This window comes from Pseudarthrobacter sp. MOO14 (genome assembly GCF_058267675.1).
Genome location: NZ_CM177849.1, coordinates 19,647 through 35,733, shown reverse-complemented (window position 1 = coordinate 35,733; position 16,087 = coordinate 19,647). Strand labels below are relative to the sequence as shown.

Genomic DNA, 16,087 nt, shown 5'->3' with positions numbered 1-16,087 from the left:
CAAGGCTGGCTCTACACCAGTCGATACAACTACGCCCATAAACAGGAAAAGATTTCGGAGCGACAGATGAACGACATCACACAGCAAGAAGCACACAAGATAGTTGAAGCGGCACGAGAGGCAGCCCTGGCCTCGGAAACCCTGATGAACATTGCCGTTGTAGACGCCGGCGGAAACCTCAAGGCCTTCACCCGCATGGACGGTGCGTGGCTCGGCAGTATCGACATCGCCATCAAAAAGGCACGCACGGCCCGTTACTTCGACATGCCCACCGGAGACATCGGCTCCATCTCGCAGCCCGGCGGACCGCTGTTCAACATCGAAGTGTCCAATGGCGGCCTGATCACCTTTCCCGGAGGCATCCCACTGACCAAAGACGGGGTGACCGTCGGCGCCATCGGTGTCAGCGGCAGCACCGTGGAAAACGACCACCTGGTCGCTACTGCCGGCGCCCAAGCCCTCTAACCGGTTGCCGGGGCCGGCCATCGACCGTCCGACCCCGGCAACACCCACCGACTCATGTTCCGGACTCAAATCCGCACCAACGGCCAAGGACAGCAATGACACTCGAAACAGCCACAAAACCGGCACCCGACGCACTCCTCCAGGAAGGTCTCATTAACCGCCGCGAACGCACCATCGGGCGCCACTCCCCGCTGTTCTATGCCACTCCCCTGGAAATCGTGGCCGGCGAGGGCGTGTGGGTCCACGACGCCACCGGCAAGACCTACCTGGATGTCTACAACAACGTTCCCCACGTCGGACACTCCAACCCCGTCGTCCGCGAAGCAATCACAACCCAGCTGCAGACCGTCAACCTCCACACGAGGTACCTCAACTCACGCGTCGTTGAGTACGCCGAAAAGCTGCTGGCGCTCTTCGATTCCCCCTTGGAGCGGGTGTTCTTCACCAATAGCGGATCAGAAGCAAACGAGCTCGCGCTGCGAATCGCACGGCAACACACCGGCAACACCGGCATCCTTATTTCGGACCACAGCTACCACGGCAACACCACGACCCTTGCCGAATTGACCACCGGCCTCCAGGTCAAAGAACCCCTCGGCGCCCACGTACGCCCCATTCGTATTCCGGACGCAGCAGGGCTGACGCCGGCTAAACGAAAGCGCCTCCTCCAGGAAGCGCTGCGCGACGTCGACGCAGCCATCTCCTCGCTCCAGGCCGAAGGCTACGGCGTCTCAGCCATCCTGTATGACCCGCTGTTCTCAACCGAGGGACTCCTGCAGACCCCCGACGGCTACATCGAGGCAGTCACCGACCGGGTCCGTGCTGCCGGAGGACTGATCATCGCGGACGAGGTCCAGTCAGGCTTCGGACGGACCGGCAACCACATGTGGGGCCACCAGGCTTTCGGCACCACCCCTGATCTGGTGACACTTGGCAAGCCGATGGGCAACGGCCACCCCGTAGGTGGCGTCATCACCACGCACGCACTGATGGAGGAATTCGGGGAAAACAACACCTACTTCAACACATTTGCTGGAAACCCCGTTTCGTCGGCAGCCGGCCTTGCTGTGCTCCAGGTCATGGAAGAGAACGGGCTTGTTGAAAACGCACACCAACTCGGCAAGTTCATCGCTGACGAACTCGCAGCCCTCGCCAAGGGCAACCCCAGGATCAAGAGCGTCCGCGGCAGGGGCCTCTTCTTTGGCCTTGAAATCGTCAATCCCGACGATACGACGCCGGACCCCGCCGCCACCAAGGCACTCACAGAAGAGATGCGTTCCCGCGGCGTTCTCATCGGAAAGATCGGTCGCCACGAAAACGTCCTCAAAATGAGGCCACCGCTCGTCTTCGAACTCGAACACGCCCAACACGTGATCGAGCAACTCCGTCTGGCACTGGAAACACTCGACGGCCCTACTGATCAAAACCAATGGTGACCATCCCGGATTCACGCGGAACAACAACTAACCACTCAATGAGGAGAATGCCATGAACACCACACCCGTCCTGACCGAGGGCCCCGTCGCCACCAGGACCATCTTCAATCCCGCCACCGGTGAACCCGTCGGAGAAGCCCCGGTGCACACGGTCGCGGACCTGCAGCACGCCATCGACGTGGCAGTCGCCGCCCAGCCCGGCTGGGCCGAGCTCGGCCACGAGGCACGGTCCGCTGCACTGCTGAAGGCCGCCGACGCCATCGAAGCCCGCGCCGAAGAACTCGCCCAGCTGCTTTCCCGCGAGCAGGGCAAACCGCTGAACGGCCCCAACGCCCGCTTCGAAGTCGGTGCCTGCGCCGCCTGGCTCCGCGCCGCCGCCGGGACACCCCTCGAAGCCGAAACCCTCGTCGATGACGGCGAAACCCGCGCCGAACTGCACTACCGGCCCATCGGCGTCGTCGGGGCCATCGGACCGTGGAACTGGCCCATGATGATCACCGTCTGGCAACTCGCCCCCGCCCTGAGAATGGGCAACGCCGTAGTGGTCAAACCCTCCGAACACACCCCACTCAGCGTGCTTGCCCTCGTCGACACCATCAACGAAGCCCTCCCCGAAGGGCTCCTCACCGTAATCTCCGGCGGACGCGATGTAGGCGAAGCCCTCGCCTCCCACCCCGCCATCGGCAAGATCATGTTCACCGGCTCCACCGCCACCGGCAAAGCGATCATCAAATCCTCCGCGGACACCGTCAAGCGGCTCACCCTGGAACTGGGAGGAAACGACGCCGGCATCGTCCTGCCCGACGCCGACCCGAAGGCCATCGCCGAAGGCCTGTTCTGGGGCGCCTTCATCAACACCGGCCAAACCTGCGCCGCCCTGAAACGCCTCTACGTCCACGACGACATCTACGACGCCGTCTGCGACGAACTCACCAACGTGGCCAAGGCCATGCCGATGGGTAACGGCCTGGACGAAAACAACGTCCTCGGACCGCTGCAGAACAAGGCACAATACGAGATCGTCGCGAACCTCGTGGAGGCCGCCAAAGCCTCCGGAGCCCGCGTCCTCCTCGGCGGAAACCCGGACACCGACCAGCCCGGCTACTTCTACCCCACCACCCTCGTGGCCGACATCGACAACGACAACCCACTCGTCGCCGAAGAACAATTCGGCCCCGCCCTGCCCATCATCCGCTACACCACCATCGACGAAGCAATCCAGAAAGCAAACGCCCTCGACGTCGGCCTCGGCGCCTCCGTCTGGTCCTCAAACCCCGCAACAGCCCGCAACGTCGCCGCCCGAATCCAAGCCGGCACCGTCTGGATCAACAAACACGGCGCCGTCGACCCACGCATCCCCTTCGGCGGCGCAAAACAATCCGGCTACGGCCTCGAATTCGGTGCTGAAGGACTCAAACACCTCGGCGTCCCCCAGGTAATCAACGGCTAAAACACCACTGACTGGTGGGGGCACCGCCGCAGGCGGTGCCCCCACCGCGGAGGCCAAGGCTAAGGGCCGCACGCTAGATACAGCGACCCAGTAGTGCCAATCGACATTGCGGAGGATTACTTGAACCGCCACACCCGTGCAGTTGAGGTAGAGGACTGGTCCATGCTCCGGGCCGGCGACAGGGTTGCCGTCTCAGAAGACCTCTTCTACCAAGACGGGCTCCAAGTAGAAGAAACAGCAGCAGAGATAGGCGTGATCTGGGTCCGCAGAATCTCCAGTGGTGACCGCCAGCTTCTCAGCGTCGGGGCCCACAGAATCTGGCATCTCGACACTAAAGACATCTGATCCGCCCCGGTTCAACAGCAAGAACGCAAACGAAGGTGCACATTCATGGTTTATAAAGTCCAAGCAGTTGTGGTTAGGGAGAAGGACGCTCCGGTGTCGTTGGAGACCATCCTGGTCCCGGATCCGGGGCCGGGCGAGGCGCTGGTGGACATCCTGACCTGCGGCGTCTGCCACACCGACCTGCACTACAAGCAGGGCGGTATCGGTGATGACTTCCCTTACCTGCTCGGGCACGAGGCCACGGGGGTTGTCAGTGCCGTTGGCCCCGATGTGACCCAGGTGGCCCCGGGTGACCGGGTGATCCTGAACTGGCGTGCGGTCTGTGGGGAGTGCCGGGCGTGTGCCAAGGGCCAGCCGCAGTACTGCTTTAATACGCACAATGCCACGCAGAAGATGACCCTTGAGGACGGCACCGAGCTTTCGCCTGCCCTGGGCATCGGTGCTTTCGCGGAAAAGACCCTGGTCGCTGCCGGGCAGTGCACCAAGGTGGACCCGGAGGTTGACGCTGCCGCGGTGGGCCTGCTGGGCTGCGGCATCATGGCAGGCATCGGCGCCGCGATCAACACCGGCGAGGTCAAGCGTGGCGAGTCCGTGGCAGTGATTGGCTGCGGCGGCGTGGGCATCGCCGCGATCGCCGGGGCCAGGCTGGCCGGTGCGACGACGATCATCGCCGTGGACATCGACGACAACAAGATCGACATGGCCAAGTCCCTCGGCGCCACCCATGGCGTGAACTCCAAGCAGGAGGACGCCGTGGAAGCCATCCGCGCCTTGACCGGAGGCAACGGGGCGGACGTGGTGATTGACGCCGTCGGCCGCCCCGAAACGTACAAGCAGGCCTTCTACGCCCGCGACCTCGCCGGCCGCGTGGTGCTGGTCGGTGTCCCGACGCCGGAGATGACGCTTGAACTGCCGCTGCTGGACGTCTTTGGCCGCGGCGGCTCGCTGAAGTCCTCCTGGTACGGCGACTGCCTGCCCTCCCGCGACTTCCCCATGCTCGTCTCGCACTACAAGCAGGGCAACCTGGACCTGGACGCGTTCGTGTCCGAGCGCATCACGATCGACCAGGTGGAAGAGGCCTTCGAACGGATGCATGAGGGCACGGTGCTGCGCTCCGTCGTCGAGGTCCAGCCTGCCGGGGCGTCCGCATGAGCGTCACCATCGAAAACCTGGTCACCTCCGGCACTTTTTCGCTCGACGGCGGCACCTGGGACGTTGACAACAACGTCTGGATCGTGGGCAATGACGAGGAATGCATCATCATCGATGCGCCGCACGACGCAGCGGCGATCATCAACCAGGTCCGCAGCCGGAAGGTGAAGGCCATCCTGCTCACCCACGCGCACAACGACCACATCGGTGCCGCGCGTGAGGTGGCGGACGCCCTGGAGGCACCGATCCTGCTGAACCAGGAGGACCTGGTGCTCTGGGAGCAGGTATACCCGGACGCGAAACCGGACCGCTACCACTCCGACGGTGACGTATTCGAGGTGGGCGGGGCGGCCCTGCGTGCGATCCACACTCCGGGACACTCGCCCGGGTCCACTTGCTTCTACCTGGAAAGCGAGGGAACGGTGTTCACCGGCGACACCCTGTTCAACGGCGGCCCGGGTGCCACCGGGCGGTCCTACAGCGACTACCCCACCATCCTGGCGTCCATCCGTGAACGGCTCCTGACCCTGCCGGCCGACACTGTGGTCCGCACCGGCCATGGGGACAACACCACCATCGCCGCCGAGCAGAAAACGCTGAACACATTGGCGTAGTGCCTGGGAGTCGTGTTGCCACAGCGGCCACGACGGCAAACCTGTCAGGAGCTGTACCCGCCGAGGTCTTCGCCGAACGACAACGCCATCGTTCCGCTGCGCTTCAACGCGTCTACCACCACGGCAGGCTCGATGGCCTGCGCCCGCGTGGCCCACTCAGCCCCTTTTAGATAGGTAGAAAGTGCTGCGCGGCTTGGAAATACGGCATCGACAACAAGCTGGAAGTCACCGGCGAGGACCGCGGCATACCGCACTGACGAAGAAGGAAGCATTTCCGCTTCCACACGGTCCAGTTCCGGAAACGGCACCTTGACCCACAGAAGAACCTCCACCGGCAAACCGAGCAGCGCAGGCTCGAAGACCGCACGGATGAACAATGTGCCCTCGCGCCGCATCCGCTCCACCCTGCGCTGGGCGGTCTGCACTGAGAGCCCAGTGATACGCGCCAGTTCCTCATAACTGGCGCGGCCATCGCGTTCCAGTGACCGGAGAATCTGCCGGTCCTCTTTGCCCAACTGCTCCACGTGCTCCAGGGCGGTGGGAGCCTCCGAGTACCGGGTTCCGCCCATCGCCTCAATCTCCGCCGGCGTCAGGACGCCGGGATTCCACTGATGCATGGTCCTGGGATAGCTGAGGACCGGATACGTGGCGGCCGACCTCACCCCCGGGATGCTCCCTATGTCCCTGATGAGCAGCTCTGCAAACTTGGAAGCAGGGCTGGAAAACTCCGCCGCACAATCCGCCGAACCGGTGAGGATGTAGGTGTACAAGGTCTCCGGCCGTCGCGCGAGGGCCGCAGCGGCTATTCCTGCTGAGCCCGGATTGCAGGCAACCTTCAACACAAACTGTTCCAGATGCCTGAAGCGGCTCGGATTCGGCAACGCGCGTATCCGCACCCGCCCGTCCCGGAGGAGCTCGGAGCCCCTCCGCGCCACCGTCCGTTCGGCCTCCCCCAATGATGCGGCCACTTTCGCCCACGAGGCGCGCCCGTCTACCTGGAGGGCGCCGACAATCCGCTGGTCCAGCTCATCCAGCACATCCATTTCCCGCTCCCTTTTACGACTTCTTTGTCACCTCCAACTCTAGACTTTCCGCCAGACTTTTGGCTGATTCTTCCACTTATCCAGAAATCATTGTCGGAAACACGTGACCCAGCACACGATTGTTGACGAAGTCGATACCTAGTGAAGGAAAAGCAATGACAGGCACAGTCGCAATGACGCGTCAGGGAGCAGTTCGCGGGGTCACGAACGATGGCACCATCAGCTGGCGCGGGATACGGTACGCCGCTCCCCCGAGCGGAGCCCTGCGGTGGCAGGCTCCCCAGCCGGCAGAGCCGTGGGAGGGCATTCTGGACGTGACCACGTTTCCAACGCGTGCCCCGCAGGTGCTCGCGGCCGAGCTCGTGCCGCCTGGCGGGGCAACGCCGTCGGACGATGACTCGCCCATGGGTGAGGACTGCCTCTTCCTCAACATCACCGCACCGATGCAGTCGGCAAACTCGCCCTGTCCGGTTCTGGTCTGGTTCCACGGCGGCGGATACACCTGGGGATCAGGAGCCAACTTTATCGGCGACGGGACAGCCCTCGCCCTCGAAGGCACCATCGTGGTCACCGTCAACTACAGGCTGGGAGCCCTCGGCTTCCTCAAGCTGGACCACCTCCTCGGCGAGCAGTACGCCTCGTCGGCGAACGCAGGCCTACTGGACCAGATCGCTGCACTGAAATGGGTCCGGGACAACGTGGCCGCATTCGGGGGAGACCCTTCACGCATCACCATCGCCGGTGTTTCCGCCGGGGCCAAGAGCGTGGTCAATCTGATGGCCTCGCCAATGGCCGAGGGCCTGTTCCACCGCGGAATCATTCAAAGTGGCGGCGAGCACCTCAACACCCCCGACACCGCAGAGCAGGTCACCGCTGCACTGCTTCGCACCCTCGGCCTTAGCCCTGCGGATGCCACGGAGCTCCTAACGATGCCCGTTAAGACAATCCTCGCCGTACAGCAGGAGATTGCCGCCGGCGTCAGGGCAACCTGGGTCTGGCGCCCAACCGTAGACGGACTCATTCTTCCCGAGGCCCCGGTCCACGCCTTCGCCAAGGGCCGCGCCAGGGGGATCAACATCATGGCCGGCGTGACAGCCAACGAGGCCGGAAGCTACGACCTCGCCGACCCGTGTGCATCGCAACAGTCACCACGCGTCCTACAGGAGATCTTCGGGGACGAAGCAGAACAAGTGCTGGACATTTACCGGAGCGCCTTCCCAGAGGCGGATGAGCGCCGCCTCCACTGCGCCGTGCTGGCCGACGAACGGTACGGCATCCCCACCATTCGGCTGCTCGACAGCCAGTCCGAACACGCGTCCTGCTGGCGTTACCGCTTCGATGCTCCAAGCCCCGGCGCCCCCAAGGAGAAGTGGGGGTTCCATGGCGCCGACGTTCCCTTCGTCTGGGACATCGGACTCGAAGCGGCAGAACCGGCGTTACAGACTCTGGCATCAGGAATCCGGCAGGCATGGACAACCTTCATCCACCACGGAAAACCCGAAAGCCAGGACCTGCCCTTCTGGCCGGAATACCGGCGAACAGAGCGGTGGACAATGTTGCTGGACACCACCCCAACAGTGGTCCCGGACCCCCGGCAGCAACAACGGCAGGCATGGGAATCGGCAGAGTGGCAGCCCGACACCTGGTGGACATTCCCCGCCCTGCATCCAGCACACAACACAACCCACTGACGAGTGAAAGAGTCCGTACAATGACGTACACCCACAACACGGCTTCAGAAGGCACCGGGGACCTGCCAACCACCCTCTACAAGAAACTCGCCTGGCGAATCCTGCCCCTGGCCTCCATCTGTTACGCCGTGGCCATCATCGACCGGGTCAATATCGGCTTCGCAAAGCTCGAAATGAGTGCCGACATCGGTCTCTCGGCAGCGGCCTACGGGCTCGGCGCCGGCATCTTCTTCCTCGCCTATATCTTCTTTGAAGTGCCCAGCAACATGATCCTCGAACGCGTCGGCGCAAAAATGTGGATCGCCCGCATCATGGTCACCTGGGGCGTTGTCACCATCGCTACCGGCTTCGTCCAAAACACTGAACAGTTCTACATTGCCCGGATCTTCCTCGGTATCGCAGAGGCCGGCTTCTACCCAGGCATGGTCTACTTCCTATCCCAGTGGTTCCCACGCAAACGCCTCGCCCAGGCCCTGGCACTGCTGGTTATCGCAGGACCCATCGGCAGCATGTTCGTCGGCCCCCTCTCCGGCTGGGTCATGTCCAGCCTGGGGGGACTCGCCGGTATCGCAGGCTGGCAATGGCTCTTCGTGATCCAGGGCATTCCGGCAGCCCTCCTTGGCATTATCTTCTTCTTTGCCGTCGCCAGCACACCGAAGGACGCCGCGTGGCTCACCAATGAGGAAAAGACCGCCATTGCGGCAAGCCTCGGCCCGGCCGGCGCGCGTGAGAAAGCAACAACGCAGTTCAAGAAGGCCATCACCAACAAGCGGGTCTGGCTCCTCGGCGTCATCCTGGCAGCCAACTACATAGGCATCTACGCCGTCGTCTTCTGGATACCAACCATCATCAAGAACACCGGCGTAACGGATGTAATGACGATCGGCTATCTGTCCTCCGTCCCGTTCGCAGTCGCTGTCGTGGCGACCATCGCCCTTGGCATCTACTGCGACCGCAGCCAGGCCCACCGGCGGGTACTGGTCACGGGCGTGGTACTGGCCGCACTGGGACTGGTCGCCAGTGTGGCCACCGGCGATCAACTGGTCCCCACCCTCATCGGCATATCCCTCGCAAGTGCACTCTTTACCGCCACCGGCCCCATTATTTGGGCGGTCACCAACCTCCAACTCAAGGGCATGACGGCGGCCGCCGCAGGCATCGCGTTGATCAACACCGTGGGCTCCATAGGGTCCTTCCTTGGCCCTTACGTCATGGGGCTCGGTCAGGACTGGACCGGCAATGTCATCGTCCCCCTCTTGTTCATCGCAGGCGTCGCGGTAGCCGGGGCACTCGCTGCCCTTGCCATCCCCCGCACCCCAACGGATCAGGAAAACATCGAAGAAGGGCATGACAGCGGCCTGAAAACGGCACCCCCAGGGAAAGCAGGAGCGGCGTCGTGAGCACCCTATCCGAAAGAGTCCGAACCGTGATGGCGGCCTACAACAACGGGGACCCGGAACCCCTGATCTCCACTTTCCACGACGACGTTCAATACAACATCGTCGATCTCGACAAGACATACCAAGGTCTGGAGGAAGTTAGCGCCTTGGCCCGCGAAGGGGCCGGACAAACCCGGTTTCACCTGCACGATGTCGCTTCAAGTGGGCCACTAATCGCCTTCACCTACGACCACCACAACCCTCTAGCCGGCGTGAGCTACCAAGGGCCAGGACTGGCCGTCCAAAAGTACGATGCCCAAGGGCGGCTACTCGCACAGTGGGCCTATAGAGCCTAAAGACCGAACAAAGGACGACGGCGGGATTCCCGCCGTCGTCCCTTGTCGAACTGGCCGCTGTAGTACAAGGACAATATGAGCCGATCCACAGCCCAGGGTGTGGACAATGCGACACTCTTCCTTTTGGGCAGTGACGCCCTGTTGAGGCTGACGGATTCTTCAATATCGGCTCCTGACTGAAAGCTAAGTAAGCCGCGCCTTTACGAGGCACTTCTCCGTCACCTGAGTGAGTCGAATGGTGCAGTCATGGCGTAGTCCAGTTGTACGTGAGAAATTGACGGGGGCTCCATGGATCAAATGACTGCAGAACCCGGTGTTCGCGCTTCGGCAGCAGGTTGCTACTCTGAGCCTGGAGCCCCTTATGGCTAAGGAGAGGCGTTCTTTGTGGATTTGAACCTTATCCGGGTGTTTGCGGCGGTTATCGAAGAAGGCTCAGTGACGGGAGCCGCCGAGCGGCTGAAGATTTCCCAACCATCCGTTACTCAGGGGCTAAACAGGCTTAGCCGGTTCACGGGCGCGCCACTGTTCCGGCGGGAAGGGCGCGGAATCGCTCCTACCCGCTCGGCACTGCAGCTATACGAGGAGATTGGCACGCTACCCAAGCTTGCCGATGCGGCAGTTAACAGACTCACGAGCTTTGACCCCACTACGGCACAGACCACGTTTCGAATCGCTCTGACTGACCTGGGGCAAGCGGTCTTCCTTCCGGCACTGGTATCCGGTCTTGCTGCAGCAGCCCCACACTGCAGCCTCGATGTAGCCAACCTCAATACAGAAACGGCAGGTCAGGACCTTGCCTCGGGCCAACTGGACCTTGCCGTTTCGTCAAACCTGCTTGCAGAGTCGCTGTTCACCTCGGTGATCCGTTGGGATCGATACGTCTGTGTTTCCCGCCCCAACCGATTCACCGGTGAGAAGCCAACGTTCGAGGAACTGACTGTACTTCCGCGAATCGTTGTGCGCGGGACAACAGGGCATGCCCTTATGCAGTCACTATTGCCGCCGCCGGTACCAGGTTCTGTGTATCTTTCAGGCTTTTCAGCGATTCCTGGCATCCTTTCCGCCTCGGACTTGGTCGCCTTCGTTCCGGAGGTTGTCACGCCTGACTGGATCAGTCGATGGGGCCTTGAGGTCAGGGCTTTGCCCAGCGACGAGTTCGCTGCCCCAGTTCGTGCGCATGCAGCGCTGGACAGGTCTTCATCGGCGACATCTTGGTTTGTCGACTGGGCGATCAAAAGAATGCAGGCCTCCTGACAGGAACTTAGGTCCGGAGACCGCGTCGCAAACCCATAGGTACCACTTATGAATACATGCCTGAATCTTTATTAGACCTGGGTGATTGATGTCACTTAGCCTTTCTAGTGAGGCCCGGGACCGAAACTCGGACTAGGCGAAGAGGCGGCATGTTATGCGTTGGCCTCCTGCAGATCCCGAGTCCCAATTACTGCTGGGGCTTCGCGACACATTGAAAGAGGACGCCGGTGACCCGCAAGAAGACCGTTTTGGAATCCAGCCTGGACGTTTTCCGTGCCCATGGCATGACAACCGTCTTCGGGAACCCCGGGTCAAATGAGCTCCCCTTTCTGGCGGGCCTCAACGAAGACTTCGATTTTGTCCTTGGCCTGCACGAGCAGGTGGTTGTCGGCATGGCGGAGGGCTATGCCCGGGCTACCGGCCGTCCAGCCTTGGTCAATCTTCACGCGGCTTCGGGGTCCGGCAATGCCATGGGCGCCCTGACGAACGCTCGATACGGGCACACGCCGATGGTCATCCTCGCGGGTCAGCAGGTGCGGCGAACTGTGGGCCAGGAGACGATGCTTGCCAGCGCGGATGCCGCCATGCTGCCGGCACCGCTTGTGAAGTACTCGCACGAGCCCCTCTCCCCTGCTGACGTACCGCGGACGTTGGCTCAGGCCATTTTTGAGACTTCCACCCAGCCCTGCGGGCCTGTGTACGTCTCAGTCCCGCTCGACGACTGGGCCGAGACAGCCCTTGAAGACGATGTCCTGCTGAACACCCGTTCCGTCTCGTCGGCAGGGGGCCTCACACCAGGACTAACCCAGGAACTCCTCTCCCTCGTGGATGGGGCAAAGAATCTCGCCCTCGTCGTTGGTCCCCAAGTAGACGCAGCTGCGGTCCTTGACGCCGGTGTTTTCGACGACGTTATCTCCCTCGCGGAGAAGACCGACGCTTCCGTCTACGTCGCCCCTTCCCCCTCGCGCTGTCCTTTCCCCACTACGCACCCCAACTTTGCCGGTGTCCTGGTTCCGGGCATCTCTTCCGTGCGGGAGCGCCTGGCGGATCACGATGTGATTCTTGTTCTGGGCGCGGCGGTCTTCCGGTACCACCGTTGGGAGCCGGGACACTACCTCACTGCCGGAACACAGGTGGTCCAACTCACCCAGGACCCCCGTGAAGCAACGCGTGCGCCGTACGGCCGCGCGATCGTCGCTGACGTAGCCGAGGCGGCCAGGACTCTCTCCGAGAGCGTCAAGGACCGCGGCCGGCGGCGGGGACCGCGCGGTACCCGCGTCCTTCCACCTGCCAAAACCTCGCCGGATGGTATGACCGGCACTGAGGTCCTCGAAGTACTAAACGCCAACGCCCGCACCGACGTTGCGTACGTCAATGAGACGACAACTCTCGACCTCGAATACCTTGAGCGCATCGCCATCGACCGCCCGGGCATGTACCACTTTCCCGCCTCAGGCGGTCTCGGCTTCGGCCTCCCCGCAGCAGTAGGCATGGCATTGGGTGATCCCTCAAAGACCGTCGTGGCCACGGTGGGCGATGGTTCGGCCAACTACGGAATCACCGCCCTGTACACCGCCGCTCAACGCCAGACCCGCACGGTCTTCGTCATCGTCAACAACTCCAGCTACGGGGCCTTGGCCGCCTTCGCACAACGCATGGGCGTACCCGATGTGCCGGGCCTTCAACTTGGCAGGATCGACTTTGTCGCCATCGCCGAAGGCTACGGCGTTCCAGCAATCAGAAGTGAAACCCGGGAAGAGTTCGTACTGGCGTACAAGGAAGCCCTGGAAGGAACGGGCCCGTTCCTCATCGATACGCGAATCACTGCTGACTGAGTATCTAAACCGCCACCCCCTACCGCGCCCGTGCCCACTTCCCTGGGCTCGGCTGCGACGGACTCCCTGCGGGGCCCTCTCCACCCTTTCACCGCCCGCTGCAGTCCATTCGGGCTGCCATCGGGCATCAATACCTCCCAACCCCAGGTAAGGAATCGCAATGACGCACTCCACCCCCGGCTCCCTCATGGCAGGAGCACCGCTGACCAAATTCCACATGATCCTGCTTCTGTGCTGTTCGTTCATCATGTTCTTCGATGGCTACGACCTGATCGTCTACGGCTCCGTACTCCCGACCCTGATGAAGGAGTGGAACCTCGGGCCGGACCAGGCAGGATGGCTTGGAAGCGCCGCCCTGATGGGCATGATGTGTGGGGCCCTCGTTCTGGGTTCCCTTGCCGACCGGGTCGGACGACGCCCGATCATCGTCCACGGAACCCTCCTGTTCTCCCTCGCAGCGATCGCTACAGGCTTTGCCCCTAACCCGGACGTCTTCTGGGCCTTGCGTTTCATCACTGGCATCTTCCTGGGAGGCGTCATCCCCAACATCGTTTCCCTTATGAATGAACTTTCCCCTGCCGCTAAACGGCACACCCTGACCACGATCATGTTGAGCATCTACTCGGTCGGATCGATCATCGCCACCCTTGTTGCAATGTGGATCCTCCCTCTGCTCGGCTGGAGGGCAGTGTTCTTTGTCAGCGGCATCTCCCTGCTAATCCTTCCCCTGATCTACCGTCACATGCCCGAATCCATGGCGTTCCTCATGAACCGCGGCCGTGCCGCTGAGGCCCGCAAGCTGCTGAACCGGTCAGCCCCGTCCGTTGATGCGTCCTCGGCTGACTGGTCACTGCCTGCAGCCAAAGAGCGGGAATCCGTATCTCCAGCGGCACTTTTCCGGGCCGGACGCGCACTCGGTACGCCCATGATCTGGGTCGCCTTCGGCATGTGCATGCTCATGGTTTACGGCCTGAACACCTGGCTTCCGAAAATCATGATCGCCAGCGGCTTCGACCTCGGCTCGAGCCTGCAGTTCCTGGTCGTTCTCAACATCGGGGCCACCGCCGGCGCCCTCGCCGGGGGCTGGCTCGGTGACCGGTTCGGCAACAAGAAAGTGCTGTTGGCATTCTTCGCCCTCGCCGCCATCTCCCTTCTCCTCCTCGGCATGCACCCCTCGCCCGTCCTGCTCAACGCCCTGCTCTTCTTGGCTGGAGCCACCACGGTCGGCACCTTGGCAGTTGTGCATGCCTTTGGCGCCGATTTCTACCCGGCCGCCATCCGGTCCACGGGTGTCAGCTGGTGCTCGGCCGTGGGACGTTTGGGAGCAATCGCAGGGCCGGTACTTGGAGGAAGCCTGCTGGCGATGAATCTTCCACCGGAGCAGAACTTCTTCATCTTTGCCGCCCCTGGGATCGTCGCCATCATTGCCGTCCTCCTTGTCTTCACAACGCGGACCTCCCACAAAAAAGATGCGTCGCAGCCGGGTCCGGTAGCAGCCGCGACCCACGCAGGCACCAACTAGAGACAAAACCAAACAATCCAATCAGGAGTGAAAGATGACTGTAGAAATCGAGCGCGAAACCCCCAATCAAACTTCATGGATCACCGGGAACCAGTTCATCGGTGGTCAGTGGCGCGCGGGCAACTCCCCGTCGGTGTTGAAAGTGTCCAACCCATTCAGCGGCGAACAACTGCTCGAGCTTCGGCAGGCGGACACCAGCGACCTGGACGACGCCTACAGCAGCGCGGAAGCAGCAGGAAAGGCCTGGGCAGCCATCAGCCCCGCCGCCCGTCAACAGGTCATGCTAAAAGCGGCACAGATAATGGAATCCCGCCGCGATGAAATCATCTCCTGGCTCATAGCCGAATCCGGCAGCACTGTCCTCAAGGCAAATATCGAGCTCGGTGCGGCCATCGGCATCACCATCGAATCAGCTTCCTTCCCGCACCGGGTCCAGGGACGCATCCTTGAGTCAAACACCGCCGGCAAAGAAAACCGGGTTTACCGCCGGCCGCTGGGAGTCGTCGGCGTCATCAGCCCCTGGAACTTCCCCCTGCACCTCACGCAGCGGTCCATCGCCCCCGCCCTGGCCTTGGGCAACGCCGTCGTCATCAAGCCAGCCAGCGACACCCCGGTCACCGGCGGGCTCATACTGGCGAAAGTCTTCGAAGAAGCAGGCCTGCCGGCAGGGGTCCTTAACGTCGTCATCGGGGCAGGATCAGAAATCGGTGATGCATTCGTAGAACATCCGGTCCCGTCCTTCATCTCGTTCACAGGTTCCACCCCGGTGGGACAGAACGTGGCACGCCTGGCATCCAGCAGCGAACATCTCAAGCACGTGGCGCTGGAACTTGGTGGCAACAGTCCCTTTGTGGTGCTCGCAGACGCAGACATTGACCAGGCGGTCAGGGCCGCGGCGATGGGCAAGTTCCTGCACCAGGGACAGATCTGCATGGCGATCAACAGGATCATTGTCGATGATGCAGTCCATGACGAATTCGTGGAGAAGTTCGCTGCCCATGTGCGTAACCTGCCCGTGGGCAACCCGGCTGATCCAGCCACCATCATCGGGCCAGTAATCAACAGCAAACAGCTTCAGGGGCTGCAGGAAAAGATCCGGCTCGCCCAAGAGCAGGGTGCGCGCACGGTACTCGACGGGCAGGTGAACGGAAACGTCCTGCCCCCGCACATCTTCGCGGACGTTACTCCCGACATGGAGATAGCCCGTGAGGAAATCTTCGGACCGCTGGTAGGCATCCTCCGGGCCCGGGACGAACACCATGCGCTCCAACTGGCCAACGACAGCAGCTTCGGGCTTTCGAGCGCGGTCTTCACCGGAAGTCCCGAACGTGGAGTTGCCTTCGCAAAGGGCATCAAAGCCGGCATGACACACATCAACGACATCCCCGTCAACGACGAACCACACGTTGCCTTCGGCGGAGAAAAGAGCTCCGGGCTCGGCCGCTTCAACGGCGAGTGGGCGATCCAGGAATTCACCACAGACCACTGGGTCAGTGTCCAGAGCAGCCCCCGCCAGTACCCGTTCTAACACCGACAGGACCATAC

At 62.3% G+C, this 16,087-nt stretch carries 14 protein-coding genes; 13 read left to right on the top strand and 1 reads right to left on the bottom strand.

Annotation, left to right across the window (positions count from 1 at the left end; all coding sequences use genetic code 11):
* The first annotated feature begins 66 nt into the window (after positions 1-66).
* The 6 genes from AC4EEV_RS00160 (at position 67) to AC4EEV_RS00135 (ending at position 5,462) form a co-directional block, all read left to right on the top strand.
* Complete coding sequence (locus AC4EEV_RS00160; RefSeq protein WP_133832290.1) at positions 67-465, top strand: GlcG/HbpS family heme-binding protein; 399 nt, start codon at positions 67-69, stop codon at positions 463-465.
* Between the two features lie 95 nt (positions 466-560).
* Positions 561-1,901 (top strand): aspartate aminotransferase family protein, encoded by a 1,341-nt coding sequence (locus AC4EEV_RS00155; protein WP_491329873.1) that lies wholly within the window; start codon positions 561-563, stop codon positions 1,899-1,901.
* A gap of 52 nt (positions 1,902-1,953) precedes the next feature.
* Positions 1,954-3,351 (top strand): aldehyde dehydrogenase family protein, encoded by a 1,398-nt coding sequence (locus AC4EEV_RS00150; RefSeq protein ID WP_491329872.1) that lies wholly within the window; start codon positions 1,954-1,956, stop codon positions 3,349-3,351.
* A gap of 93 nt (positions 3,352-3,444) precedes the next feature.
* The gene (locus tag AC4EEV_RS00145; protein WP_133832287.1) at positions 3,445-3,696 is read left to right on the top strand and encodes a hypothetical protein; all 252 of its coding nucleotides are present in this window, start codon (positions 3,445-3,447) and stop codon (positions 3,694-3,696) included.
* Positions 3,697-3,741: 45 nt separating this feature from the next.
* Positions 3,742-4,848 (top strand): S-(hydroxymethyl)mycothiol dehydrogenase, encoded by a 1,107-nt coding sequence (locus AC4EEV_RS00140; RefSeq protein WP_491329871.1) that lies wholly within the window; start codon positions 3,742-3,744, stop codon positions 4,846-4,848.
* On the top strand, positions 4,845-5,462 hold the full coding sequence (locus AC4EEV_RS00135; RefSeq protein WP_491329870.1) for an MBL fold metallo-hydrolase: 618 nt from the start codon (positions 4,845-4,847) through the stop codon (positions 5,460-5,462). Before AC4EEV_RS00140 ends, AC4EEV_RS00135 begins: the two co-directional genes overlap by 4 nt.
* Before the next feature lie 44 nt (positions 5,463-5,506).
* On the opposite strand, the gene AC4EEV_RS00130 is transcribed toward AC4EEV_RS00135, so the two are convergent.
* Positions 5,507-6,505: an Lrp/AsnC family transcriptional regulator gene (locus tag AC4EEV_RS00130; protein WP_133832328.1), complete on the bottom strand. Its 999-nt coding sequence runs from the start codon at positions 6,503-6,505 to the stop codon at positions 5,507-5,509.
* Positions 6,506-6,660: 155 nt separating this feature from the next.
* Between AC4EEV_RS00130 and AC4EEV_RS00125 the strand changes: the two genes are divergently transcribed.
* The 7 genes from AC4EEV_RS00125 to AC4EEV_RS00095 all read left to right on the top strand — a co-directional run bounded on the left by AC4EEV_RS00125 (position 6,661) and on the right by AC4EEV_RS00095 (position 16,070).
* Positions 6,661-8,196, top strand: a complete 1,536-nt coding sequence (locus AC4EEV_RS00125; protein WP_491329869.1) for a carboxylesterase/lipase family protein — start codon at positions 6,661-6,663, stop codon at positions 8,194-8,196.
* Positions 8,197-8,216: 20 nt separating this feature from the next.
* Positions 8,217-9,596 carry an MFS transporter gene (locus AC4EEV_RS00120; protein ID WP_491329868.1) on the top strand — a complete coding sequence of 460 codons (1,380 nt, stop codon included), beginning with the start codon at positions 8,217-8,219 and terminating at the stop codon, positions 9,594-9,596.
* Positions 9,593-9,931 (top strand): nuclear transport factor 2 family protein, encoded by a 339-nt coding sequence (locus tag AC4EEV_RS00115; protein ID WP_491329867.1) that lies wholly within the window; start codon positions 9,593-9,595, stop codon positions 9,929-9,931. Before AC4EEV_RS00120 ends, AC4EEV_RS00115 begins: the two co-directional genes overlap by 4 nt.
* A 384-nt stretch (positions 9,932-10,315) precedes the next feature.
* The gene (locus AC4EEV_RS00110) at positions 10,316-11,185 is read left to right on the top strand and encodes a LysR family transcriptional regulator (RefSeq protein WP_133832282.1); all 870 of its coding nucleotides are present in this window, start codon (positions 10,316-10,318) and stop codon (positions 11,183-11,185) included.
* Between the two features lie 227 nt (positions 11,186-11,412).
* Positions 11,413-13,020: a benzoylformate decarboxylase gene (gene mdlC, locus AC4EEV_RS00105; RefSeq protein WP_491329866.1), complete on the top strand. Its 1,608-nt coding sequence runs from the start codon at positions 11,413-11,415 to the stop codon at positions 13,018-13,020.
* Positions 13,021-13,180: 160 nt separating this feature from the next.
* Positions 13,181-14,542, top strand: a complete 1,362-nt coding sequence (locus tag AC4EEV_RS00100) for an MFS transporter (protein WP_491329865.1) — start codon at positions 13,181-13,183, stop codon at positions 14,540-14,542.
* A 34-nt stretch (positions 14,543-14,576) separates the two neighbouring features.
* Positions 14,577-16,070 (top strand): aldehyde dehydrogenase family protein, encoded by a 1,494-nt coding sequence (locus tag AC4EEV_RS00095; RefSeq protein ID WP_491329864.1) that lies wholly within the window; start codon positions 14,577-14,579, stop codon positions 16,068-16,070.
* The last annotated feature ends 17 nt before the right edge of the window (positions 16,071-16,087 follow it).